Below are 26,137 nucleotides of genomic sequence, written 5' to 3'. Positions count from 1 at the left end.
TCTCAATTGTCTTTAGATTATCGAGCAAGACGCAGTGGTTGAGTGGGCACTACTACGCTGATTTCATCAGCTTTTACAGCCCTACTCAACTGTGCGGAGGTGGGACGACGAAATCGAATTCTAATGAACTACCGATTTCTGTCCCACTCTCTTTTTCTTACAAACTAGTCGAATGAACTGGTTGAACTTTCTTGTCTGGATAAATGTAGTTTATCGCATTATTTACCGCAGTCGGAGCCTCGCCTAATCCGGTCGCGATTAAGTCGATTTTCCCTTCGTAGAAGCAACAATCGCCACACGCGTAGATTCCTTCGCGACTGGTTTCTTGTTTGCGATTCACGAGGATTTTATGACGTTGGAGATCCAAGCCCCATTCTTTTAATTTGCCGACTGACGATTTGAAGCCGTAGTTGACAAAGAGTTCATCGATGGGGAGTAATTGGGTTTCATCTGATTTGACCTTGGTGATTTCTAGGTGGCTAGCACGGCCGTTTTCTCCGATTAAGCGACTAGGAACAAAAGGAGTTTGAATAGAGACAGAAGAAGTCTTTAATTCTTCAACGCTATGTTCGAGAGCGCGGAAATTATCACGACGATGGACCAGAGTTGTTGGTGCGATTTTCTCAAAGGCCAGGGCCCAATCGACAGCAGAATCTCCTCCGCCTAGAATAGCAACTTGTTTGCCGGCATATTGTTGGATATTTGAAACATGGTAGTGGACGTTCTCGAATTCCTCAGCCCCGTCCACTTCTAAAGGACGTGGTTTAAAGGCACCACCGCCTATCGCAATAATAACAGCACGACTGAAATGCTGGCCTTTATTGGTTTCAATCAGGAAGTGATCTACGTTTTTATGAATGTCTAAAACAGTTTCATTCAAACAAATATCAGTCTCGAATGTTTCTAATTGATCGATCAACCGTTGGGACAATTCTTCCCCTGTTAGGTTGGTAAAACCAGGAACATCCAGGATTCGTTTTTCAGGATAGAGAATAGCGGGTTGACCCCCTAGTTGAGGAAGGGAATCAATCAATTTTACTTTTACTTGACGCATATGGCCATAGAAGGCAGCAAAGAGCCCTACAGGGCCACCGCCGATGATGGTAATGTCATAGATTTCAGACATGATATCTCCTTTGTGATGTGTAACTAATCCTATTGTATCATAATTCGGAGTTAAATAGAAAGTGGAGGAGAATACAAGGATTAAAAAGGATGAATCAAGGGATTGAGAGATAATTTTTAAAAATAATGTTCGGTTTATTTACAAGTGTTCGATAATCTGTTAGAATAAATTATTATTATTTTTTTATAAGGAGATTATTCAAAAATGCAATTTGATTTTTGGGTTAAAGTTGCGACCGAATTTATTGCAACAGCATTATTGATTATTTTAGGAAATGGTGCCGTTGCAAACGTTGAGTTGAAGGGTACCAAGGGGCATCAAAGTGGATGGCTCGTGATTGCGATTGGCTACGGAATAGGTGTTATGATGCCAGCCTTGATGTTTGGTAACGTTTCTGGTAACCATATCAACCCTGCCTTTACGATTGGTCTTGCAGTTAGCGGACTCTTCCCTTGGGAAAATGTTTTATACTACATCGTTGCTCAACTTCTTGGTGCGATGTTTGGGCAATTGGTTGTCGTTGCGACTCACCGTCCTTACTACCTTCAAACTGAAAATCCAAACAATATCTTGGGAACATTCTCAACGATTTCTAGCTTGGATAAAGGAACTCCAGAGTCACGTAAAGCAGCAACCATCAATGGTTTCGTCAATGAGTTTGCTGGATCATTCGTCCTTTTCTTCGGTGCACTTGGCTTGACAAAACACTTCTTTGGTGCAGAGGTTGCTTCTCTAGCTCAAAGAGCTGCGACTGAGCAGGGAGGGATTTTTGATGCTTCTTCAACAGCCGCAAAATTGGCTTTGTCACAAGCACATGCTCCTGGTTTAGGAGTTGCTCACTTGGCACTTGGATTCCTCGTTATGGCTTTGGTGACATCACTTGGTGGTCCTACAGGACCTGGTTTGAACCCTGCACGTGACCTTGGTCCACGTTTGGTTCACGCCTTCCTTCCAAAATCTGTTTTAGGTGAACACAAGGGAGATTCAAAATGGTGGTACGCTTGGGTACCAGTTGTAGCACCAATCTTGGCTGCAATCGTTGCCATTGCCCTCTTTACCTTCCTTTATAAGTAAGACCAGAACACTTTTCGTAGACATTACGGAAAGTGTTTTTATCTTTTGTTGAGTAAACGGTTTTTATAAAAGGAGTAGGATGAAAGAAAAGAATTTAATAGAAGATAATAGAAGAGCTGATCATTTTAGTTTTCTATATTATTTGCATGAGAAGAAAGTGTTTCATTCGGAGTCACTTGCTACTCTTTGTCAGTATCTAGTAGCATTGGAATCAGTCAGCATCGAGCAACTAAGAGACTTGCGTTGGATTGAGAATCAAATCTTGCGCCATCTGGTCTATCATTTTGATGAGAATGATCTAAGTAAAATTAGTAATCTCCCAATGAATTATTGGGAAGAATTAGAAGCATTCGAACAAGTAATATCAAACCTTTATGATCGTTATGAATGAAAGGAATTCAAAAAGAATGAATCCTCGAACAGATTGGATAAAGGTTTAGATAGTGACAAGTGATGAATTCCTTTAACTTTTTCTTGACAATCTATAGAATTCCGTGTAAAATAGAATAGATCTTGAACTTGAAGGGAGTGAAAAACATGTCAAAAACAGTAGTACGTAAGAATGAATCTCTTGACGATGCTCTTCGTCGTTTCAAACGCGCGGTTACTAAAGCTGGTACTCTTCAAGAAACACGCAAACGTGAATTCTATGAAAAACCTTCTGTAAAACGTAAACGTAAATCAGAAGCAGCTCGTAAACGTAAAAAATTCTAATTGAATACAAGAACAGACTTCGGTCTGTTTTTTGTTTCTCTAGAAAAATTGAAGACAAAAAAAGCCGACCTTCTAGCTAGAAGATCGGATCTTTTTATCTGATTATTTGTTTGCGAGCAAGTCGCGGATTTCAGCAAGCAACTCTTCTTGAGTAGGAGCAGCAACTTCTTCTTCAGCAACTTCCTCTTTTTTACCAAGGTTTTGAGCTTTCTCAGCAGCTTTCACTACAAAGAAAAGAACAGTACCAACAACAAGGAAGTTGATAACAGCGCTCAAGAAGCTACCGTATGCAACACCGTTCCATGACAATTGTGCAATATTTTTAACACGAGCAGCTTTCAAAGCTGGGTTCAAAATAAGTGGAGTGATGATATCGTTCACAAATGATGTAACGATAGCTCCAAATGCAGCTCCGATAACGACTGCAACAGCAAGGTCAACAACGTTCCCACGAAGGAGAAAAGCTTTCAATTCTTTTAACATATCCTAAATATGTCCTTTCATAATGAATTTTTACTATGACAGTATAACGAAAAATACATAGACTGACAAGAAATATGCCTAATTTTTTTGAAATTAGTGATAAGTGGGGAAAATCTTTTCTTTTTAGTTTGAAATCGGTAGGAAAAAATTTACTTTTACTAACTTTTAGTATAAAATATAAAGTGATAATCTATGGTAAAATGGAGGCACTGTTTATGGTTGACAAACAACTGATTTCAGAAATTAAAAACAGTGTGAATATTGTAGATGTAATCGGAGAAGTCGTTCAATTGACAAAGGCAGGACGAAACTTTTTAGGACTCTGCCCTTTTCATGGTGAAAAGACGCCTTCTTTTAACGTAGTCGAGGATAAGCAGTTTTATCATTGTTTTGGTTGTGGCAAATCAGGCGATGTTTTTAAGTTTATCGAAGACTATCGTGGAGTCTCCTTCATGGAAGCTGTTCAAATTGTTGGAGATCAAGTAGGCATTCATGTGCAGACCCATGCTCCTCAGTCAAGGGGACAACAAGCAGATGGGAAACAACCCTTTTATGAGATTCATCAGGAGGCTGCCAAGTTCTATCATGCCATCCTGATGACGACAAAGATGGGAGAGGATGCTCGGCAATACCTTTACGATCGAGGGCTTGATGATGAGGTGCTTCGGCATTTTCAAATAGGGCTAGCGCCGGCAGAAGGAAATTATCTGTATCAGAGTGTTTCTGGAAAGTTTTCAGAAAAAATTATGGCCGAGTCGGGACTGTTTCACATTAGTGATATGGGGACTATATATGATGCTTTTCAAAATCGCATTATGTTTCCCTTATCGGACGATACTGGCCGAGTCATTGCCTTTTCTGGTCGACTCTGGCGTGAACCAGTTGAGGGAGCAAAGCCTCAAGGGAAATACAAGAACAGCCGCAGTACGCTCCTTTTTAACAAGAGTTATGAGCTCTACCATTTGGACAAGGCCAAGCAAGTTGCAAAGAAGAACCATGAACTATACCTGATGGAAGGATTCATGGATGTCATCGCAGCCTACCGAGCTGGTATTGAGAATGCAGTTGCCTCCATGGGGACAGCGCTCACGCAGGAACATGTGGCCCATCTGAGCAAATTTACTAAAAAGGTTATCTTAGCCTATGATGGAGATAAAGCTGGACGGTTAGCAACAGCTAAGGCTTTAGAGGTTTTAGATAAACACGAGGTAGAGGTCGTCCAGATTCCTGATCAGATGGACCCAGACGAGTATCTCAATAAGAATTCTCCTCAAGCTTTGGCGGACTTATTGGAAAAAACACGTCTCAGTCGCGTAGAGTTTCTCATGGATTATTGGAAGCCAGACAATATTGAAAATTTGCAGGCGCAGATTGAATTTGTTGAAAAAATGGCTCCTTTAATTGCTCAGACACCTTCTGTAACGGCTCAGAACACATATATATACAAATTAGCTGATCTGTTGGCAGACTTTGATTATTTGCAGGTGGAACAAACAGTTAATGCTAGTCGCCTACAGATGCGTAGCCAGCGTCAGGAGCAAACGCAAATCCAGACACAGGCTCCACTTGCTAGTCCAACTGTTTTACAGAAGCAATTGCCTCGCCTGGTTCGGGCTGAGAATCATCTTCTTCATCGGATGAACGCTTTTCCTTATGTTTTGAATGAATATCGTCTTCGGACAGATTTTTCATTTGATACCCCTGCCTTGCAAATCTTGTACCAACTTCTTTGCCAAAATGGAGAAGTGACATCGCAGGATTTGTCAGAGCAGACAGAGGAAGTCCAACGGGCCTGGTATCTGATGTTAGAAGAAAATTTACCGGATGAAATTGCGGAGAATGAGCTGGAAGAAGTGGAAGAAACGAGAAATCGGGAGCTTCTCCGAAAAGAAAGTCAACAAATAGGGAAAAAAGTCCGAGAAGCTTCTCACAGTGGAGATGCGGATCAGGCTTTATTGGAACTCGAGCGACTAATCGCTCAAAAAAGAAGAATGGAGTAGGAATGGCGAAAGAACAAAAAGATATCACAACTTTAGATGTCCAAATTGCGGAGTTTATTCGTAGTCATAAGAAAAGTGGTACTGCAACAGATGATGAAATCAATGATCAATTGGTCATTCCTTTTACCTTGGATGCCGATGGAATTGATGATTTGTTGCAACGGATTCAGGATGCAGGGATTTCCATCACGGACAAGGAAGGAAATCCAAGCGCGCGTGTCTTGAACACCGAAGAGGAAGAACCAGAGTTGACGGATGAGGAATTGCTTGGAAGTAACTCTGCCAAGGTCAATGACCCAGTACGGATGTATTTGAAAGAAATTGGGGTCGTTCCTCTTTTAACCAATGAAGAAGAGCAAGAATTGGCTATCTTAGTGGAACAAGGAGACTTGGAAGCCAAGCAACGTTTGGCAGAAGCCAACCTTCGTTTGGTTGTTTCCATTGCGAAGCGCTATGTCGGTCGTGGGATGCAATTCTTGGATTTGATCCAAGAAGGAAATATGGGCTTGATGAAGGCCGTTGATAAGTTTGACTATACCAAAGGATTTAAGTTCTCTACTTATGCGACTTGGTGGATCCGTCAGGCTATCACTCGTGCTATCGCAGACCAAGCCCGTACCATTCGGATTCCTGTTCACATGGTGGAAACCATTAACAAATTGGTTCGGGAGCAACGCAATCTCTTGCAAGAATTGGGACAAGATCCAACACCTGAACAAATCGCTGAACGCATGGATATGACGCCAGATAAGGTACGTGAAATCTTGAAAATTGCCCAAGAACCCGTTTCTCTCGAAACCCCAATTGGGGAAGAAGATGATAGCCATTTGGGAGATTTCATCGAAGACGAAGTGATCGAAAATCCAGTAGACTATACTACTCGTGTGGTTCTACGTGAACAATTAGATGAAGTCCTCGATACTTTGACAGATCGGGAAGAAAACGTCCTTCGTCTCCGTTTCGGTTTGGATGATGGAAAAATGCGGACTTTGGAAGATGTGGGCAAAGTCTTTAACGTGACTCGTGAACGGATCCGTCAGATCGAAGCCAAAGCCCTCCGTAAACTCCGCCACCCAAGCAGAAGCAAACCATTGCGTGACTTTATAGAGGATTAAAAATGTCCAGTGGACATTTTTAACGGCCACCCAAAAATAAGAGAGTGGCCCAAGTCCGGTGGACATTTTTAACGGTCGCCTAGAAATGAAGAAGCGACCTAGGTCCGGTGGACCTTTTTAACCCGATCCGAGAAATTCGGAAGCGAGGAAGATCCAGTGGACATTTTTAACGGTCGCCTAGAAATGAAGAAGCGCCCCAGGTCTGGTGGACCTTTTTAACCCGATCCGAGAAATTCGGAAGCGAGGAAGATCCAATGGACATTTTTAACCTGAGCCAAAATAATTCGGAAGCGAAGAATGTCCGGGCGGTCTTTTATAGAGTTCCCTCAATATTTGTGTTTCCGTAAACAAAGAAATTCTTCATAGGGTTGAACCAAATGAAGAAGGAGTGAAGAATGAGTTATACGACAGAAGAAATCGAACAAATTAAAAACCGTATTCTTGAAAATCTAGAGCAGGTCATCGATCCTGAATTAGGGATTGATATTGTCAACCTTGGTTTGGTCTACGAAATTCGGTTTGATGGTGAAACTGGTGAAACAGAAATCGATATGACCCTCACCACCATGGGTTGCCCATTGGCAGACTTGCTGACGGATCAGATTTATGATGCCTTAACGGGAATGGAAGAAGTGACCAAGGTCGATGTGAAACTGGTCTGGTATCCAGCTTGGACAGTTGAAAAGATGAGCCGCTATGCGCGGATTGCATTGGGAATTAAATAAAATTGTTTTAAAGGAGGGGCAGATGTTCCTCTTTTTTTAGTGAAGATGGTTTGGATGTCAAATAGTACGAACATTCTACCTTCTTTTACGATTATATCTTGCAATCACTTCTTAGTAAGGTTATAATAGAATCATTATTAAATTAAGGAGAAGATTATGAATCAGTACCCTTTGGTCTACTTAGACCATGTTCAAAAAGTGTATGGTAAACATATTGCCTTAGGTGATGTGAGTGTCAATATTCAACCGGGTCGTATCATTGGTTTGTTAGGACCAAACGGAAGTGGGAAAACTACCATTATTAAATTAGTGAATGGGCTCTTGCAACCAACTTCTGGTAATGTCTACATCCATGGCCAAGTACCTTCTGCAAAAACCAAACAAGTCGTTTCTTATTTGCCAGATACAACTTATTTGGATGAGAATATGAAAATTTCAGAAACCCTTCGTTTCTTCCAAGACTTCTATAAGGATTTCAATGCTCAACGTGCTTATCAATTGTTGAATGATTTACACTTGCACCCAGAGCAAAAATTGAAACAACTCTCTAAAGGGAATAAGGAAAAAGTTCAATTAATTTTGGTCATGAGCCGTGAAGCGGATTTGTACATTCTTGATGAACCTATTGGTGGAGTGGATCCTGCTGCGCGTGATTACATTCTTAGAACCATCATTCAAAATCGTCGTCCAAACTCATCAGTATTGATTTCAACCCACTTGATTGCGGACGTTGAACAAGTCTTGGATGAAGCGCTCTTTATCAATCAAGGACGTATTCTGTTGCATGAAAACACAACTGTTCTTCGCAACCAATACGGTAAATCGATTGATGAGATCTTCCGTGAACAATTTAGAATGTATTAGGAGGTTCTTATGTTTGGGAAATTAATGAAATATGAATTAAAAGCAACCTATAAGTGGTATCTCATTATTTCGGGTGTGCTTGCTATTCTCTCCATTTTTGCTGGTTTATTAGCTTCTAGTGTTATAACTGGGGCAGCGACTTATACAGCAGATACAACTTATACAATTGTGGGAATTATTGTCCTGGTTATTTTTGCAGGTTACATTGGCTTGACCTTGACCAACTATATTATTATTATTCGTCGTTTTTATAACAATATTTTTGGTCGTGAAGGTTATTTGACCTGGACATTGCCAACTGGATCTCATACTGTTTTACTTGTAAAAGTAACATCTGCTTTGATCTGGAGCATTTTCTGTTTTATTAGCTTGATTCTTTCTTTGCTTATTTTCTTAGGAGTGATCGGTCTTGCTCAACAACAGAATATCTTTGATGTGCTTGGTCCAGTGTTCGAACATATTGGGTCATCTCTTATTTGGCAAAGCTTGCTATTTCAAGTGTTAGCGACTATTTCAGGTATTTTAATGCTCTACTGTGCCATCTCACTGGGTCAGCTCTTCATTAACAATCGTATCGTGATGGCCTTCGTCTTTGGATTTATCCTTTGGGTCGTTCTCAGTATCATTGGAAGATTGTTCCCTTCTATATCTATTTCAGAACTTTCAAGAACTGCAACTATGTCTTCTGATACTCTTAGTGATATCTTGGTTGTTAACTTTATTCCTGCCTATATCTATGAAGTGGTGAAAATTGTAGCGATGTATTTCACGGTACATTATGTAACAAAATTCAAACTAAACTTGCAATAAAAGTGAAAGAGGGAAGAGATCCCTCTTTTTCTTTTGCCATTTTATCCAAAAAATGATACACTTGAGTATATCATTTTGGGGTCGTTACGGATTCGACAGGCATTATGAGGCATATTTTGCGACTCGTGTGGCGACGTAAACGCTCAGTTAAATATAACTGCAAAAAATAACACTTCTTACGCTCTAGCTGCCTAAAAACCAGCAGGCGTGACCCGATTCAGATTGCTCGTGTCTGATGACAGGTCTTAATTTTAGCGAGATACGATCAAACTTTGTCTAGCAGTTTGATAAGAGATTGATAGTCTCGCAGTTCCTAGGCTTGAGTTATGTGTCGAGGAGCTGTTAAACCAATACATAACCTATGGTTGTAGACAAATATGCTGGCAGATGTTTGGACGTGGGTTCGACTCCCACCGGCTCCATTTTTATATATGCAAACGATAAACCCTTGTCGTTTTTTGTTTCTTTAAAAATCTATCAAGCAATGATATCTTGTGAGCGATTCCTAAATTTTTTGTTGACAGGAGGGGCGCTTTTCCGTATAATGGATACTAGTTTGGAAGATTACTCAAGAGGCTTAAGAGGCCGTGTTGGAAACGCGGTAGGCGTGTAATAGCGTGCGTGGGTTCGAATCCCATGTCTTCCGTATAAGAAAGAAAAGCAGATTTATCGATCTGTTTTTTTGTTAGGCAGGATTAGCAATGGGTAAGAGTGTCTTCTTTGTCGGATTTCCTGTATAATAGAAGGAAAGAACGGACGAAAAGGAGTGCAAGGTGATTACACAACTGGACACAAAATCGGTTTATACCTTTATGGACAGTTTAGTCTCTATTCGAGACTATATTCAGCGTGCCAAAGAAATGGGTTACCAACAAATTGGTCTCATGGACATAGATAATTTATATGGGGGCTACGAGTTTTTAGAAGAGTGTCAAAAAGCTGGTATGGGGGCTGTCCTAGGTCTTGATTTGGAGGTCGAGTTACCAGCTGGGCCTTTGTCTATCCGTTTGATTGCATTAGGAACCAAAGGCTATAAACATTTAATCAAGATTTCTAGCATGAAAATGATGGGGACAACAGACTGGTCGGCTTTCCAACACTTTTTGGAGGATATAGCCATCGTCGTTCCCTATTTTGAAGGGATTGAGTATTTAGACTTGGGCCAAGACTTTGCGATTGGTGTCTTTCCAGATACTCCAGCGAAACAGTTTTCTCGTCCTGTTTTCCCACTCCATACGGTCCGCTATTTTTCTACGAGTGATTTGGAGAGTCTTCAGATGCTCCACGCTATTCGTAATAATTGCAGTCTGAAGGAAGTAGGAGCTGTTGACACTTCTATGATGTTCCTGCCACCAGAAGAGTTGGAGCGGGCCTTTGTGCATAATTATCCAGATAGTATTGCCTATCTAGAGAAGGCCCTTGTGGCTGTTCATTATGAGATTGATACGCAATTAAAGCTTCCCCGTTTTAATCCGGAGAAACCTGCTGTCGAGGAATTACGTGAATTGTCTGAAGAAGGTTTGAGAAGCAAGGGGCTGGACCAGACGGTTTACCAAGAGCGTTTGCGTCATGAATTAGCGGTCATCCATCAGATGGGCTTTGATGACTATTTCTTGATTGTCTGGGATTTATTACGGTTTGGTCGAAGTCAGGGATACTATATGGGGATGGGCCGTGGATCAGCAGTTGGTAGTCTAGTAGCCTATGCCTTGGATATCACAGGGATTGATCCAGTCAAGAACAATCTCCTCTTTGAGCGCTTTTTGAATCTGGAACGCTATACTATGCCAGATATTGATATTGATATTCCAGATGTCTATCGTCCCAAATTTATCCAGTATGTTAAAAATCGCTACCGCAGTCCTCATGTGGCTCAAATTGTGACCTTCTCAACTTTTGGAGCCAAACAAGCCATTCGAGATGTCTTTAAGAGATTTGGAACTCCAGAGTATGAGTTAACCAACCTTACCAAGCGGATTGGCTTACGGGACACCTTAGCCTCTGCTTATGAAAAGAATTTAGCCTTCCGTCAAGCCATCCAAAGTCGTCCAGAATACCGTAAGGGGTTTGAAATTGCGAAGAGGATTGAAGGGCAACCGCGTCAGACGTCGATTCATGCGGCAGGTGTCGTCATGAGTGGAGAAGACCTCACCAATCAAATTCCAATCAAGATGGGTGAGGAGATGAATCTGACCCAATATGATGCCCATGGTGTTGAGGCAAATGGCTTGCTCAAGATGGACTTCTTAGGACTACGAAATTTAACCTTTGCTCAACGGATGCAGGAAGCAGTGAAGGAAAAATATCAAAAGGATATTAAAATCGAGGATATTCCTCTAGAAGATCCAGAAACGATTGCTTTATTTGCTGCGGGTAATACCAAGGGAATCTTCCAGTTTGAGCAAACGGGTGCTATCCGTTTGCTTAGACGAGTTCAACCTAGCTGTTTTGAAGAAATTGTTGCGACGACTTCTTTGAACCGGCCAGGGGCTAGTGACTATATCGATAATTTCGTCAAACGCAAGCATGGCAAAGAGAAGGTCGATATGATTGATCCTAGTTTGGAAGGGATTCTAGCACCAACTTATGGCATCATGCTCTATCAGGAACAAGTCATGCAGGTGGCACAGACCTTTGCTGGCTTTAGTCTAGGAAAGGCCGATATTCTCAGACGGGCCATGGGGAAAAAGAACGTGGCAGAAATGCATCGGATGGAAGATGACTTTATCAAGGGGGCTATCGCGCTTGGGCATAGTGCAGAAAAAGCCAAGCAAGTCTTTGCCATTATGGAAAAATTTGCTGGCTATGGCTTCAACCGTTCCCATGCCTATGCCTACTCTGCCTTGGCCTTCCAATTGGCTTACTTTAAAGTCCATTATCCAGATGTCTTCTTTGACATTATGCTCAACTACTCTAGTAGTGACTATTTGACAGATGCTTTGCAATTTGACTTCCAAGTAGCTCCTTTGACCATTAATACCATTCCTTATAAGGATAAGTTCCAAGATCAGAAGATTTATCTAGGAATGAAAAATATCAAGGGTCTTCCCAAAGATCTAGCCTATTGGATTATTGACCAACGTCCCTTTGAGAGTATTGAAGATTTTATCTTGCGCTTGCCCAACCAGTACCACAAACTTCCTCTCTTAACGCCACTGGTAGAATTGGGCTTGTTTGACTGCTTTGAAAAGAATCGCAGAAAAGTCCTTCAAAATCTTCCCAATCTATTTGTCTTTGCGGATGAATTGGGTAGCTTATTTGGCCAGGCTAATTATTCCTGGACGGATGCTGAGGATTATAGCAAGGCCGAGAAGTATGAAATGGAGCAGAGGGTCATTGGGGTCGGTCTCAGCCCTCATCCTCTGGTGGAAATTGTAGCAGCAAGTAGCCAACCGACTCGACCGATTGCTTCTTTAAGTGAAGGAGAACAGGCCACCATTCTAGTCGAAGTCCAATCCATCCGGACCATTCGAACCAAAAATGGGGAAAATATGGCCTTTTTACAAGTTTCCGATCTCCAAAAGAAGATGGATGTCACCCTTTTCCCAGATACTTATCGCCAGTATAGTGTAAAAATAAGAGAGAAGGGCTATTACTATCTCAAGGGGAAAGTACAATCTAGAGATGGTCGTCTCCAAATGATTTTGATGGAAGCAGAAGAAGCTACCAATCAGCGTTTTTGGATTCAATTGTTTGATCACCAAGAGGACCGGGCAGTCTTAGATATTTTAAAAGCCTATCCGGGTCCCTATCCTGTCGTTATTCGCTATGAAGAGGAGAAAAAGACCATTCAATTAAAAGGAGTTTCCGTCCAGAAAAACGATAAGTTAGAAAATGAACTGGCAAGTATTGCTATGAAAACGATTTATCGATAAAATCTACGGAAAATAGGAGAAATTTGGGGCTCTTTGTGTTATAATCATTTAGAATGTAAAAGAAAAAAAGGAGCAAATATCGAAATGAAACGTATTGCTGTTTTAACCAGTGGTGGAGATGCCCCTGGAATGAATGCCGCTATCCGTGCAGTTGTTCGCCAAGCAATTTCCGAAGGAATGGAAGTATTTGGTATCTATAATGGATACGCTGGTATGGTTGCTGGTGATATCCATCAATTGGATGCTTCATCAGTTGGAGATATTATTTCTCGTGGTGGAACGATGCTTCATTCAGCTCGCTATCCTGAATTTGCTGAACGCGAAGGTCAATTAAAAGGGATCGAGCAGTTGAAGAAACATGGAATCGAAGGTGTCGTCGTTATCGGTGGTGATGGATCATACCACGGTGCGATGCGTTTGACAGAACATGGCTTCCCAGCTGTAGGACTTCCTGGAACAATTGATAATGATATCGTTGGTACAGATTTTACAATCGGATTTGATACAGCTGTTACAACTGTTATGGACGCGATTGATAAGATCCGCGATACATCATCTAGTCACCATCGTACTTTCGTTATCGAGGTAATGGGACGTAATGCCGGGGATATTGCCCTTTGGTCTGGTATTGCTTCAGGGGCTGATGAGATCATTATCCCAGAAGAAGGCTTTGCTATCGAGGATGTCGTTGAGAGCATCAAGAAAGGCTACGAAAAAGGTCGTACACACAATATCATCGTCCTTGCAGAAGGGGTGATGTCTGCTGCTGAATTTGGTAAAGCCTTGAAAGATGCTGGAGATACCAGCGATCTTCGTGTAACAGAACTTGGACATATCCAACGTGGTGGTTCACCTACTGCGCGTGACCGTGTTCTTGCTTCACGTTTGGGTGCACATGCTGTTAAGTTGTTGAAAGATGGTATCGGTGGCGTAGCTGTTGGTATCCGCAATGAACAAATGGTGGAAAACCCAATTCTTGGTAGTGCTGAAGAAGGTGCCCTCTTTAGCTTAACTGAAGATGGTAAGATTAAAGTGAACAACCCTCACAAGGCTGACTTGAACCTTGCAGAGTTGAACCGTAGCTTATCTTCTATTTAATATTTTTTTGTTAAAATTTGTCTAAAAAGACAGTGTATTTTAAAAGGAGTCATAGAAATCATGAACAAACGTGTAAAAATCGTTGCAACCTTAGGTCCTGCGGTAGAAATCCGTGGTGGTAAAAAATTCGGTGATGACGGATACTGGGGTGAAAAACTTGATGTTGAAGCTTCAGCTGAAAACATTGCTCAATTGATCGAAGCTGGAGCAAACACTTTCCGTTTCAACTTCTCACACGGTGACCACCAAGAACAAGGTGACCGTATGGCAACTGTTAAACTCGCAGAAAAACTTGCAGGTAAAAAAGTTGGTTTCCTTCTCGATACTAAAGGTCCAGAAATCCGTACTGAATTGTTCGAAGGCGATGCTAAAGAGTACTCATACAAGACTGGTGAAAAGATCCGTGTTGCGACTAAACAAGGTATAAAATCAACTCGTGAAGTGATTGCTTTGAACGTTGCTGGTGGTCTTGATATCTACGATGATGTTGAAGTTGGTCATCAAGTCTTGGTTGACGATGGTAAATTGGGTCTTCGTATTTTCGCTAAAGACGATGAAACTCGTGAATTTGAAGTAGTTGTTGAAAATGACGGTATTATTGCTAAGCAGAAAGGTGTGAACATCCCTAACACGAAAATTCCTTTCCCAGCTCTTGCTGAACGCGATAACGATGATATCCGTTTTGGTTTGGAACAAGGTATCAACTTCATCGCGATCTCATTCGTACGTACTGCAAAAGACGTGAACGAAGTTCGTGCCATCTGTGAAGAAACTGGTAACGGTCACGTTCAATTGTTTGCGAAAATCGAAAACCAACAAGGTATCGATAACTTGGATGAAATCATTGAAGCTGCTGACGGTATCATGATTGCTCGTGGTGACATGGGTATCGAAGTACCATTCGAAATGGTTCCAGTTTACCAAAAAATGATCATCACAAAAGTGAACGCTGCTGGTAAAGTTGTTATCACTGCAACAAACATGCTTGAAACAATGACTGAAAAACCACGTGCAACTCGCTCAGAAGTATCTGACGTCTTCAACGCAGTTATCGACGGAACTGACGCTACTATGCTTTCAGGTGAGTCTGCAAATGGTAAATACCCACTTGAGTCTGTAACAACAATGGCAACTATTGACAAGAACGCTCAAACTCTTCTTAACGAATACGGACGTTTGAACTCAGATTCATTCGAACGTAACTCTAAGACAGAAGTTATGGCTTCAGCTGTTAAAGATGCTACAAACTCAATGGACATCAAATTGATTGTAACATTGACTAAGACTGGTCACACAGCACGTTTGATTTCTAAATACCGTCCAGATGCTGACATCTTGGCCTTGACATTTGACGAATTGACAGAGCGTGGATTGATGTTGAACTGGGGTGTTATCCCAATGTTGACTGAAGCTCCATCATCAACTGACGATATGTTCGAAATCGCAGAACGTAAAGCAGTAGAAGCAGGTCTTGTACAATCTGGTGACGATATCGTTATCGTTGCAGGTGTACCACTTGGCGAAGCTGTTCGTACAAACACAATGCGTATCCGTACAGTCCGTTAATCTAATCAATGAACAAACCTTGTTTTCTAAGTTTAAAGCTTGGAGACAAGGTTTTTCTTTTTAGAGCAATTTTCTGACAATTTGGGAATGTGGGCCTTTTTTATTGTCTAATAAAATGGTATAATGAAATGAGCTGAAAGGGGGGATAGGAATGTCGAAAAGGGATTTGATTCGGAATATTATCATCATTGGAATATTGGGCTTGGTACTTATTACTTTGCGCCTATTTGTTTTTCAACCATTGTGGGTATCTGATCAAATGGCCAATGCCTCCGTTAAGAAAGATGATTTAGTATTAGCGACTAAAAAGGGGAAAATTGATCGAACGGACTTGGTCCTCTATCATGTAAAAGAGAAACAATATCTTGGACGTGTCATTGCGATAGAGAGCGATGAGGTCAGCTATGTGGATGATGTCTTTTATCTGAATGGTGTAGCTACAGCAGAGCCGTATTTGGACAAGATGAAGACCAAACATTTGGCTGCCCCAAGTGGCGATTATTTTACAAATGATTTTTTCTCTAGAGAACTCAAGGGAACCAAGGCTGGAAAAGTACCTAGTAATAGTTACTTAGTCCTAAATGATGATCGCAACAATACCAAAGACAGTCGTGAATTTGGTTATATTCAAGCAGATCAGATTGAGGGTGTTGTCGATTTCAGATTGTACCCTCTAAATAAATTTGGTTTTATTAAAGAAGAAGAATAGTCCATGAGGACTATTTTTTCTTACAAAAAAGCTACTGCAGAAAGGAATTGCAGTAGCTTTTTGTTCTAGTTTAGATTGAGGGAGAGGGATCTATTTTTCCTGTTTATTTGTAATTTGATGAAAGACCTTTTGCCAGTGTTCATGGCGACGCCAGAGACTGGTGTGAACCTGGTTGTGTAATTCATAGCGAATCAATTTGGTCTTTTGACTGATGGATTCGATCTCGAAATTCTTAAAGGGAATTTGATGCTCTTCTTGCAAACGGACTAGGTCCTCTTTGTGGCTTTCTTGGCCGAATTCATTAATGAGGGTGAAGTTGTCTGCTAGGAGGGTTGAATATTCCTGCTGAGCCTGCAAGCGTTCTTCATAAGTTTTCAATTTGAGAAGGACATTGTCCAAAATCTCATCTTCAGGGATAGAACTTGGCTCCACATGGACATCGATATCAAAGACGCCAAACTGTTGCTTGAGAAGGCGCTCGACCTCTTCGGTAATGGCATGACTCTCATAAACAGAGAGGTCTGGATTCATTTCGATGACGACATCTAGGTAAATGTTGCTTCCATAGGTCCGTCCCCGTTGGGATTTGACCCGGCTGACTTTGGGTAATTCTAGAATGGCAGCCTTGTATTTATCAAGAAGACTTTCATCAAATCCATCTGAGAGGCTGAAGGAGGATTCAATGAAAATGTCGTAGGCAGTTTTTAGGATAAAGAAGGTAATAACGATGGCCACTAATTGGTCCACAATTGGATAGTTAAGAGCACTAGCTCCAATCGCAACAGAGGTTCCTAAAGAAGTGACCACATCAGACAGGTTATCTTTGGCAGCAGCATTGAGGGCCTTGGATTGGGCTTTCTTGGCTAAAGTGCGGTTATGAAGATAGACCGCAAACATGACAAGGGCTGACCCAACTCCAACAATGGCTCCTAAAGGATCAATAACAGTTGTTTCCCTGCTGAGAATTTTTTGAACCGTATCTCGTAGGACATCAAAGCCCACATAAAACATGATGATGGAAGTTACCAGGCTAGCTAGATCTTCAATCTTCCAATGACCAAATCGGTGGTCGCGGTCAGCTGGCTGGCGGGCCATGCGAATGCCGATGAGAAGGGCGACATTACTGATAATATCTGATAAGTTATTAAAACCATCAGCAACCAAACTAGACGAGTGAAGGAGGTGGCCTGTTGCTAATTTGGCAGCGGATAGGAGCAGGTAGGCCACGATACTGATCAGGGCTCCACGTTCGGCTAGTTTTAAATTACTTTGTGACTTTTCCACGAGTCCCTCCTTACTTTTCATTTTTTATTTCATTCGTTTCCTCGTTTTCCTTTGATAAAGAAAAACGTTTCTTCTTAAAGATTCATTATAGACTTTTTACGCTTAAAATTCAAATGAAGCCGACCATTTTCTCAAGGAGAAAGAGGCAAATTGTGGTATAATAGAACGATTGAATGAACGAGGAGTATGAGATGAATCCTTTATTGAATGGTATGAATGAGCGCCAAGCGGAGGCGGTCCAAACGACAGAAGGTCCCCTCTTAATTATGGCGGGGGCAGGTTCTGGTAAGACACGTGTCTTGACCCATCGGATTGCTTACTTGATTGATGAAAAAATGGTCAATCCTTGGAATATTTTGGCCATTACCTTTACCAATAAAGCCGCTCGCGAGATGAAAGAGCGGGCTTATCAGCTAAATCCGGCGACTCAAGATTGCTTGATCGCCACCTTCCACTCCATGTGTGTGCGTATCCTTCGCCGCGATGCGGATCACATTGGTTACAATCGCAACTTTACCATTGTTGATCCAGGTGAGCAACGAACACTGATGAAACGTATTCTCAAGCAGTTAAACTTGGATCCTAAGAAATGGAATGAACGAACCATTTTGGGAACTATTTCCAATGCCAAGAATGACTTGATCGATGAAGTGGCCTATGCTGCCCAAGCGGGAGATATGTACACCCAGATCGTCGCCAAGTGCTATGAGGCTTACCAAAAGGAACTCCGTCAGTCAGAAGCGGTGGACTTTGATGATTTGATCATGCTGACCTTGCGTCTCTTTGACCAGCATCCTGATGTGCTGACCTATTACCAGCAGAAGTTCCAATACATCCATGTAGATGAGTACCAAGATACCAACCATGCCCAATACCAATTGGTCAAACTCTTGGCTTCTCGCTTTAAAAATATCTGTGTTGTTGGGGATGCTGACCAGTCTATTTATGGCTGGCGGGGAGCAGACATGCAAAATATTCTCGACTTTGAAAAGGATTATCCCGATGCCAAGGTCGTCTTGTTAGAGGAAAATTATCGCTCCACTAAAACCATCCTCCAAGCAGCTAACGATGTGATCAAAAACAATCGGAACCGCCGTCCGAAGAATCTTTGGACCCAAAATGCAGACGGTGAAGAGATTGTTTATTACCGGGCCAATGATGAGCAGGATGAAGCGGTCTTTGTTGCCAAAACCATTGAAGAGCTCAGTCGCGAAGCTGGCTATAAGCATCGTGATTTTGCGGTTCTTTACCGGACCAATGCCCAGTCACGGACCATTGAAGAAGCCCTGCTCAAATCCAATATTCCCTACACCATGGTAGGGGGCACCAAGTTCTACAGCCGGAAGGAAATTCGGGATGTCATTGCTTATCTGAACTTGATTGCCAACCTCAGTGACAATATCAGTTTTGAGCGCATTATCAATGAACCCAAGCGGGGAATCGGGCCAGGTACAGTGGATAAGATTCGTGATTTTGCCCAAATGCAAGGGACCTCACTTCTGGATGCTTCAGCCAATATCATGCTCTCAGGCATCAAAGGAAAGGCTGCCCAAGCCATCTGGGACTTTGCCAATCTCATTCTTGATTTGAGAGAAAAATTGGACCAGATGACCATTACAGAGTTGGTCGAAGAAGTCCTTGACAAGACAGGTTATATGACGGCCCTAACCAATCAGGGAAATCTGGAAAGTCAGGCCCGCATCGAGAATATCCAAGAGTTCCTATCTGTTACCAAGAATTTTGATGAAAATGGCGATTCTGTTGAAGACGAATCAGGTGTGGACACCTTGAGTCGTTTCTTGAACGACTTAGCCTTGATTGCCGATACAGACGATGGAGCGCAAGAGACCTCAGAAGTCACCTTGATGACCCTTCACGCGGCCAAAGGTTTGGAATTCCCAGTGGTCTTCTTGATTGGGATGGAAGAAAACGTCTTTCCTCTTAGTCGAGCGGCAGAGGATCCGGATGAGTTGGAAGAAGAACGTCGTTTGGCTTACGTGGGTATCACGCGGGCAGAGAAGGTTCTCTTCTTGACCAATGCCAATTCTCGTTTGCTCTTTGGGCGGACCAGCTACAACCGTCCGACGCGCTTTATCAATGAAATTAGCTCAGATTTGTTAACTTACCAAGGATTAGCGCGTCCGGCCAACACTAGCTTTAAGGCTTCTTATAGCAATGGTGGCGGAACGACCTTTGGAAAAGGCATGAGTCTGTCACAAGCCCTTCAAGAGCGCAAGAGACAAGCAGCTCCAAGTGCGCTCACGTCCTCAAGCCTCCCCTTTGGCAATAGCAACCGTTCTAGTGCCAAAGAAAGTGTCGCCTGGGCCATTGGCGATATTGCCCTTCACAAGAAGTGGGGAGAAGGAACTGTGCTTGAAGTCTCTGGTAGTGGCAACACCCAAGAACTCAAGATCAACTTCCCAGAAGTGGGGCTCAAGAAACTCTTGGCCAGTGTCGCTCCGATTGAGAAGAAATAGGTGGAGATCAGGAAGCTAAGTCCACTGTTTCAGATTATAAACAAGCAACATCTCTTTAGAAATCTAAAGTTATTACTGAATGAGACTATTGAAAAAAGATATTTTGGAACTAGTGCAAAATAGATTGAGGCTTTTCGCCGTGAGGAAAGTCTCAATAGAGAAATGAATATTCAGTTAAAACCAGCAAGCCTCGTTTGCTGGTTTTGATTTTACTGGTGGCATGATATAATATACTAAGAATAGAGAAAGAGGCATGCTATGAACGAAATCAAGTGCCCCAACTGTGGGGAAGTATTTACAGTCAATGAAAGTCAATACAGCGAACTCTTGTCACAGGTACGGACAGCGGAGTTTGACAAGGAAATTCATGAGCGGATTCAGCAAGAGTTGGCTTTAGCTGAGCAAAAGGCCCTCAATGAGCAGCAAGAGAAGTTAGCCAAGAAGGACCAAGAAATTGCCCAGTTACAAAACCAGATTCAACAGTTTGATACTGAAAAAGAATTGGCCAAAAAAGAGGTGGAGCAAACCGCTAGCCAAAGTCTGCTAGAGAAAGAAAAAGAAGTTCAACAACTTGAGAATCAGCTGGCTACCTTGCGCTTGGAGCATGAAAATCAGCTTCAAAAAACACTGTCTGATCTAGAGAAAGAAAGAGATCAGGTCAAAAATCAGCTCCTATTACAAGAAAAAGAAAACGAGCTTTCTCTGACTTCTGTTAAGCAAAACTACGAAGCCCAGCTTAAGGCAGCCAATGAACAGGTTGAGTTCTATAAGAACTTCAAGGCCCAACAGTCGACCAAGGCAATCGGAGAAAGTCTGGAACAGTATGCGGAAAGTGAATTCAACAAGGTTCGCAGTTTTGCTTTTCCAAATGCTTATTTCGAAAAGGATAACAAGATTTCTGCGCGTGGTTCTAAAGGAGACTTCATCTTCCGTGATTTTGATGAAAATGGGCTGGAATTCATTTCCATCATGTTTGAGATGAAAAATGAAGCGGATGGAACTGAGAAGAAGCATAAGAATGCCGATTTCTACAAGGAGTTGGACAAGGATCGTCGAGAAAAGAACTGTGAGTATGCTGTTTTGGTAAGTATGCTTGAAGCTGATAACGATTACTTCAACACAGGGATTGTCGATGTCAGCCACGAGTATGAGAAGATGTACGTCGTTCGTCCTCAGTTCTTTATCCAGTTGATTGGTCTCTTACGCAATGCGGCTCTTAACTCTCTAAAATACAAGCAAGAACTAGCACTTATCCGTGAGCAAAATATTGACATCACCCACTTTGAAGAAGACCTAGACGCCTTCAAGCTTGCCTTTGCTAAAAACTACAATTCAGCATCTGTCAACTTCGGTAAGGCTATTGACGAAATTGACAAGGCCATCAAACGGATGGAAGAAGTCAAGAAATTCCTCACCACATCCGAAAATCAACTCCGACTTGCCAACAACAAATTGGATGATGTTTCCGTTAAAAAATTGACTCGGAAGAATCCAACCATGAAGGCTAAGTTTGATGCCTTGAAGGGGGAATAATCTTTGTATTCAGCTAAGAACGCTACCTTGTCCATGAATGGGAAAACCATGGATTATGTGACTTTTGGTAAAGGAAAGAAGCCTCTCGTTATCATACCAGGCTTGGGGGATGGGGTGCAGACGGTTAAAGGAAAGGCCCAACTCTTTTCCCTCTCTTATCGTCTACTTGCTAAGCACTATAAAATCTATGTTTTTTCTCGAATCAATGAGTTGAGGCAGGGTTATACGACACGGGATATGGCAGCAGATGTAGCAGAAGCAATGGAGACACTAAACCTAGATGTCGCTTATGTTATGGGGATTTCACAAGGTGGAATGATTGCTCAATGGTTAGCTGTTGATTTTCCAAAAAGGGTTCAAAGGCTTATCCTAGCTGTGACAACAGCGAAGCCTAGTCAACTTGCTAGAGAACGAATTGAGCATTGGCAAAAGCTTAGTCAATCTGGAACTTTTAGAGACCTCATGCTGGATATCGCAAAGCACTCCTATACGCAAAAGAGCTACCAAAAGTGGCGCTTGCTTTCTAACATTATGGGGCGCTTGGGACGAATCAAAGATGAGAAACGAATTGCTATTCAGTCTCAGTCTTGCCTTACTCATGATAGCCTTGGGGTCTTAAAAGAAATTCAATGTCCGACTTTGGTTCTTGGTGCGCTTGAAGATGATGTGATTGGTGTGGATGGGTCCAAGGAACTGGCAAAAGCGATTTCGGGTTGTCAGCTCCTTATTCTTAAGCATTCAGGTCATGCTCTGTATGAAGAAAATAAAGTATTTCAAGAGGCTGTCTGTGGATTTTTACATTAAAAAACGCTGGAAAAATTCCAGCGTTTTTATGTTAGTTAAATCGCAAAGAGATCGTTTAGGTTTTCTGCCATGGTTGGGTGGGTAAAGATTTGTTTTGCAATGTAAATATAAGGGATCTTGTTGTCCATGGCCATGGTGATCAGGTTGATGAGTTCGCCTGCAGCTTCTCCAAAGAGAGTTGCTCCAAGAATTTCTTTGGTTTCTGGATTGACTACAGCTTTGAAAGCACCTCGGAGGTCTGCATTGACATGTCCGCGAGGCATGGCAGCAACTGGTAATTCTTTAACAGCAACTGGAAGTCCTTTGTCACGTGCTTCTTGCTCGGTCAAGCCGACTTGGGCAAGTGGAGGAGCAATAAAGAGTGTTGTTGCATAATTGTTACGAGCTTCTAGGTTGTAGCTACCATCACCTGTAAGGTAGTTGAAAACAATGCGGAAGTCATCAAGTGACATGTAGGTGAATTGAGGGCCACCATTGACATCTCCAACTGCAAAGACGCCAGGGACGCTGGTTTCCAAATGACGGTTGACTTGAATCGCTCCACGATCAGTGACTTGGATGTCTGTGTTTTCAAGACCAAGTCCAGCTGTGTTTGGCTTACGACCTGTTGCGTAGAGAAGGATATCGAACTCGAAGTCTCCCTTATCCGTTACAACAGTTAAGCTATTGTCACCATCTTTGATTTCTTGGGTATGAACGCCTTGCAAGAATTGAATGCCATCTTCTTCCAGGTAGCCTTTTGCAAGAGCTGCAATGCTTGGCTCGACCCGTGGCAAGAATGCTTCAGAAGCGTCCAGTACTGTTACTTGGCTACCCAAGGTATTGTAGAGATGAGCAAATTCCAATCCGATAGGTCCACCACCAAGGACGCCCAGGCGTTTAGGTAGATTTTCCAAACGTTGAATACCGGTTGAATCCACTGCAAATTTACTTTCAGCCAATCCTGGGATTGGAAGGATAGTTGGCACAGCACCAGTATTGATAATAATGGTTTCAGCTGTCAATTCTTCCTTTTCATCTCCAGCTTGAATTTCGATGACCTTGTTGGAAAGGAAACGAGCTGTCGCATCGATGATGTCTACACCAGTTCCAGCAATAGTTGCGTAGTTCTTGCCATTGAGACGAGTGGTGACTGCATTTTTCTCATTCATGGCTTGCTCAAAATCCAAGCCTTTTTCTGCGGCAACAATCAAGGTCTTGGTGGGAATACAAGCGATATTGATACAAGTACCACCGTACATAGATTTGCTCTTTTCAATCAGAGCGACTTTTTTACCTTGGCTTGATAATTTCGCTGCGAGTGTTTTACCAGCTTTACCAAATCCAATAACAATAACATCATACATTAACATATGTTACACCTTCTTTCGTTTTCTATTGTATCAAACCCATATTAAAAAGTCTGAAATCTGCTACGGGATTTTTAAAAGGCTCATCAGAACGAGGAAACAGGGACAAGAAGTCTCATTTCATGGTATAATAAAGGGTCGGTGACCGTCATGGTCACACATGAGATAGAAAGAGCAAATCTAATGGATGGAATTATTAATATAAAAAAAGAAGCGGGCATGACTTCGCATGATGTGGTCTTTAAACTTCGGAAAATCTTAGGCACCAAGAAGATTGGCCATGGAGGGACTCTGGACCCGGATGTGGTCGGGGTGCTTCCGATTGCCGTAGGAAAAGCGACCCGTATGGTCGAATTTATGCAAGATGAGGGTAAAATCTACGAGGGAGAAATCACTTTGGGATTTTCTACCACGACGGAAGATGCCAGTGGGGAAATCGTTGAGCGGACTCCAGTGGAATCACCTTTAGATGCAGCAGAGGTAGACCACATGATTGCCCAAATGGTGGGAGAGATCGAGCAGGTACCGCCCATGTACTCGGCTGTCAAGGTCAATGGTCGCAAGCTCTATGAATATGCGCGTGCAGGTGAAGAAGTGGAACGGCCGGTTCGACAGGTGACCATTTATGACTTTACGCGTACCAGTGATATTGGCTACAAGGAAGGCCTGGCCCGTTTTCGCTTCCGGGTCAAATGCAGCAAGGGTACCTATATCCGGACCTTGTCGGTGGACCTTGGTCAAAAGTTGGGTTATGCAGCCCATATGTCTCATTTGACCAGAACCAGTGCCGCTGGTTTGTCACTAGAAGATGCCCTAACCCTGGAAGAAGTGGCTGAAAAGGTAAGTCAAGGAGATTTGAGCTTCCTTCATCCACTTGAGATTGGAACCGGGGATCTGGAAAAAGTGGAGCTGACAGTAGAAGAGGTCGGTGAAGTCCAAGTGGGACGCTTTATTCCAGTTGAGAGCGAAGCCAGAGAGTTAGCTGCTTTTTACCAAGAGAAATTGATAGCCATTTTGGAAAAAAGGGAAGAACTTTACAAACCTCGCAAGGTTTTTCTGACAGAAAGTGTGTTACAATAAATTTATGAACATTTGTTATGTAACTAGTGAAAAAGAAATAAAAGCTCAAGCAGATGCCGTTCTTGTCTTGGGCTATTTTGACGGTCTTCATCGTGGGCATCAGGAGCTCTTTCGGACAGCTCGCGCCATTGCCGATGAGCAAGGACTTCGAGTAGCTGTTTTGACCTTTCCAGAATCTCCAAAATTGGCTTTTGCTCGTTACCAACCAGAATTACTCCTCCACCTCCAAAATCCAGAGGAGCGTTTTAAACGAATGGAAGAACTTGGAGTCGATGATCTTTATCTCATTGATTTTACCAGTGATTTTGCGGCTCATACAGCTGAAGAATTCGTGGCTACCTACCTAACAAGACTTCGAGCGCGTGTCTTAGTGGCAGGCTTTGATTATAGCTTTGGTAGCGACAAGAAAGTAGCTAGTGATTTAGGAACCTATTTTAAAGGCCAAGTCATAGTGGTTCCACCTGTCCTAGACCAGGGCGAAAAAATCAGCTCGACCCGTATTCGCCAGGCCATTGCCTCTGGCCAAGTGAAAGAAGCAGCCAATCTTTTGGGGTATCCCTTATCCAGCCGTGGCATCGTAGTTCATGGAGATGCAAGAGGGCGCACCATTGGTTTTCCAACAGCCAACCTTGCACCGATCGATCGGACCCATCTTCCTCAAGATGGTGTTTATGTGGTTGAAGTAGAAGTGCTGGGGAAACGTCACCGTGGGATGGCTTCTGTAGGGAAAAACTCTACCTTTGATGGGACGGAGCTTCGCTTTGAAGCCAATATTTTTGATTTTTCAAAAGATATTTATGGGCACACCATTCGGATTTTTTGGTTAGACAAAATTCGAGAAATGGTCAAATTTGACAGTGTAGAAGCTCTTGTGGAGCAACTGCGCCAGGATGAGATTTTGGCTCGTAAATGGACAAATTAATTTTTGTTAGAAATTCTCCCTTAAGGGGAGAATTTTCTTTGTCTAAATTAAAAAATCACTATGCAAGCATGGAATAATTTTGTATAATAGAGTCAGCTAAGTGTGTCCAAAAAAAGAAGAGAAGAACATGATTACATTATTTTTGTCTCCGAGTTGTACATCCTGTCGGAAGGCCCGGGCTTGGTTAGAAAAACATGAGGTTCCTTTTAAGGAACACAATATTATGACGAGTCCTTTAACAACTGAGGAGTTGCGTAATATTTTAGCTCTAACTGAGAACGGTACAGACGATATTATTTCAACTCGTTCTAAAATTTTTCAGAAGTTAAATGTTGATGTAGAGGATTTATCGATTTCTGCTTTAATCAAGTTGATTGAGGAGAATCCTAGTCTTTTGCGTCGCCCAATTATTCTAGATAAGAAACGGATGCAAATTGGTTTTAATGAGGATGAAATCCGTGCATTTCTCCCTCGAGGATATCGTAAGGAAGAGTTAAGATCTGCTACATTAAGAGCGGAGATCCATTAA

22 protein-coding genes, 1 tRNA gene and 1 other RNA gene are annotated in these 26,137 nt (G+C 42.3%); 20 read left to right on the top strand and 4 right to left on the bottom strand.

Translation table 11 applies throughout. The annotated features are described in order from the left end of the window. Positions 1-157 precede the first annotated feature (157 nt). On the bottom strand, positions 158-1,126 hold the full coding sequence (locus HMPREF9421_RS08440; RefSeq protein WP_006596596.1) for an NAD(P)/FAD-dependent oxidoreductase: 969 nt from the start codon (positions 1,124-1,126) through the stop codon (positions 158-160). Between the two features lie 204 nt (positions 1,127-1,330). Between HMPREF9421_RS08440 and gla the strand changes: the two genes are divergently transcribed. From gla to rpsU, 3 genes are all read left to right on the top strand, one after another. Beyond that, positions 1,331-2,200 carry an aquaglyceroporin Gla gene (gla, locus tag HMPREF9421_RS08435; protein ID WP_006596595.1) on the top strand — a complete coding sequence of 290 codons (870 nt, stop codon included), beginning with the start codon at positions 1,331-1,333 and terminating at the stop codon, positions 2,198-2,200. A 79-nt stretch (positions 2,201-2,279) separates the two neighbouring features. Further along, entirely contained in the window at positions 2,280-2,591 is a 312-nt protein-coding gene (locus HMPREF9421_RS08430; protein ID WP_006596594.1) for a hypothetical protein, read from the top strand. Positions 2,592-2,737: 146 nt separating this feature from the next. Continuing rightward, the gene (rpsU, locus tag HMPREF9421_RS08425; protein WP_000048054.1) at positions 2,738-2,914 is read left to right on the top strand and encodes a 30S ribosomal protein S21; all 177 of its coding nucleotides are present in this window, start codon (positions 2,738-2,740) and stop codon (positions 2,912-2,914) included. Between the two features lie 102 nt (positions 2,915-3,016). Here the strand turns inward: rpsU and mscL are convergent, their stop codons facing one another. After that, complete coding sequence (gene mscL, locus HMPREF9421_RS08420) at positions 3,017-3,397, bottom strand: large conductance mechanosensitive channel protein MscL (RefSeq protein ID WP_006596593.1); 381 nt, start codon at positions 3,395-3,397, stop codon at positions 3,017-3,019. A gap of 215 nt (positions 3,398-3,612) precedes the next feature. Here mscL and dnaG point away from each other — a divergent pair, with 215 nt between their 5' ends. From dnaG to lepB, 11 genes are all read left to right on the top strand, one after another. Next, complete coding sequence (dnaG, locus tag HMPREF9421_RS08415) at positions 3,613-5,397, top strand: DNA primase (RefSeq protein WP_006597326.1); 1,785 nt, start codon at positions 3,613-3,615, stop codon at positions 5,395-5,397. Between the two features lie 2 nt (positions 5,398-5,399). After that, positions 5,400-6,512 (top strand): RNA polymerase sigma factor RpoD, encoded by a 1,113-nt coding sequence (gene rpoD, locus HMPREF9421_RS08410; protein WP_006596591.1) that lies wholly within the window; start codon positions 5,400-5,402, stop codon positions 6,510-6,512. Between the two features lie 395 nt (positions 6,513-6,907). Then, positions 6,908-7,237 carry a metal-sulfur cluster assembly factor gene (locus HMPREF9421_RS08405; protein ID WP_006596590.1) on the top strand — a complete coding sequence of 110 codons (330 nt, stop codon included), beginning with the start codon at positions 6,908-6,910 and terminating at the stop codon, positions 7,235-7,237. A gap of 156 nt (positions 7,238-7,393) precedes the next feature. Further along, entirely contained in the window at positions 7,394-8,101 is a 708-nt protein-coding gene (locus tag HMPREF9421_RS08400) for an ABC transporter ATP-binding protein (RefSeq protein WP_006596589.1), read from the top strand. Positions 8,102-8,110: 9 nt separating this feature from the next. After that, positions 8,111-8,911 (top strand): hypothetical protein, encoded by an 801-nt coding sequence (locus HMPREF9421_RS08395; protein WP_006596588.1) that lies wholly within the window; start codon positions 8,111-8,113, stop codon positions 8,909-8,911. 77 nt (positions 8,912-8,988) lie between these two features. Further along, positions 8,989-9,336: a transfer-messenger RNA gene (gene ssrA, locus HMPREF9421_RS10450) on the top strand. Between the two features lie 133 nt (positions 9,337-9,469). Next, a tRNA-Ser gene (locus HMPREF9421_RS08390) sits at positions 9,470-9,557 on the top strand. Between the two features lie 127 nt (positions 9,558-9,684). Then, entirely contained in the window at positions 9,685-12,786 is a 3,102-nt protein-coding gene (locus HMPREF9421_RS08385; RefSeq protein ID WP_006596587.1) for a DNA polymerase III subunit alpha, read from the top strand. An 84-nt stretch (positions 12,787-12,870) separates the two neighbouring features. Further along, positions 12,871-13,884: a 6-phosphofructokinase gene (pfkA, locus tag HMPREF9421_RS08380; protein WP_006596586.1), complete on the top strand. Its 1,014-nt coding sequence runs from the start codon at positions 12,871-12,873 to the stop codon at positions 13,882-13,884. Positions 13,885-13,944: 60 nt separating this feature from the next. After that, positions 13,945-15,450 (top strand): pyruvate kinase, encoded by a 1,506-nt coding sequence (gene pyk / locus HMPREF9421_RS08375; protein WP_006596585.1) that lies wholly within the window; start codon positions 13,945-13,947, stop codon positions 15,448-15,450. Between the two features lie 151 nt (positions 15,451-15,601). Beyond that, the gene (gene lepB / locus HMPREF9421_RS08370; protein ID WP_006596584.1) at positions 15,602-16,159 is read left to right on the top strand and encodes a signal peptidase I; all 558 of its coding nucleotides are present in this window, start codon (positions 15,602-15,604) and stop codon (positions 16,157-16,159) included. Between the two features lie 90 nt (positions 16,160-16,249). On the opposite strand, the gene HMPREF9421_RS08365 is transcribed toward lepB, so the two are convergent. Then, positions 16,250-17,443 (bottom strand): cation diffusion facilitator family transporter, encoded by a 1,194-nt coding sequence (locus tag HMPREF9421_RS08365; RefSeq protein WP_006597320.1) that lies wholly within the window; start codon positions 17,441-17,443, stop codon positions 16,250-16,252. 191 nt (positions 17,444-17,634) lie between these two features. On the opposite strand from HMPREF9421_RS08365, the gene pcrA reads away from it, so the two are divergent. The 3 genes from pcrA (at position 17,635) to HMPREF9421_RS08350 (ending at position 22,257) form a co-directional block, all read left to right on the top strand. Then, entirely contained in the window at positions 17,635-19,920 is a 2,286-nt protein-coding gene (gene pcrA, locus HMPREF9421_RS08360) for a DNA helicase PcrA (RefSeq protein ID WP_006597319.1), read from the top strand. A gap of 258 nt (positions 19,921-20,178) precedes the next feature. Next, complete coding sequence (locus HMPREF9421_RS08355; protein WP_006596581.1) at positions 20,179-21,453, top strand: DUF2130 domain-containing protein; 1,275 nt, start codon at positions 20,179-20,181, stop codon at positions 21,451-21,453. Positions 21,454-21,456: 3 nt separating this feature from the next. Then, positions 21,457-22,257 (top strand): alpha/beta fold hydrolase, encoded by an 801-nt coding sequence (locus tag HMPREF9421_RS08350; RefSeq protein WP_006597330.1) that lies wholly within the window; start codon positions 21,457-21,459, stop codon positions 22,255-22,257. 35 nt (positions 22,258-22,292) lie between these two features. Here the strand turns inward: HMPREF9421_RS08350 and HMPREF9421_RS08345 are convergent, their stop codons facing one another. After that, on the bottom strand, positions 22,293-23,609 hold the full coding sequence (locus HMPREF9421_RS08345; RefSeq protein ID WP_006597325.1) for an FAD-containing oxidoreductase: 1,317 nt from the start codon (positions 23,607-23,609) through the stop codon (positions 22,293-22,295). Positions 23,610-23,789: 180 nt separating this feature from the next. On the opposite strand from HMPREF9421_RS08345, the gene truB reads away from it, so the two are divergent. The 3 genes from truB (at position 23,790) to HMPREF9421_RS08330 (ending at position 26,137) form a co-directional block, all read left to right on the top strand. Beyond that, complete coding sequence (gene truB, locus HMPREF9421_RS08340) at positions 23,790-24,686, top strand: tRNA pseudouridine(55) synthase TruB (RefSeq protein WP_006597324.1); 897 nt, start codon at positions 23,790-23,792, stop codon at positions 24,684-24,686. A 4-nt stretch (positions 24,687-24,690) separates the two neighbouring features. After that, positions 24,691-25,608: a bifunctional riboflavin kinase/FAD synthetase gene (locus tag HMPREF9421_RS08335; protein WP_006596577.1), complete on the top strand. Its 918-nt coding sequence runs from the start codon at positions 24,691-24,693 to the stop codon at positions 25,606-25,608. 127 nt (positions 25,609-25,735) lie between these two features. Further along, the gene (locus HMPREF9421_RS08330; RefSeq protein ID WP_040803090.1) at positions 25,736-26,137 is read left to right on the top strand and encodes a Spx/MgsR family RNA polymerase-binding regulatory protein; all 402 of its coding nucleotides are present in this window, start codon (positions 25,736-25,738) and stop codon (positions 26,135-26,137) included.

The organism is Streptococcus australis ATCC 700641, assembly GCF_000186465.1.
Classification (GTDB): Bacteria; Bacillota; Bacilli; order Lactobacillales; family Streptococcaceae; genus Streptococcus; species Streptococcus australis.
This window is presented reverse-complemented; position numbering and strand designations above follow the sequence as displayed.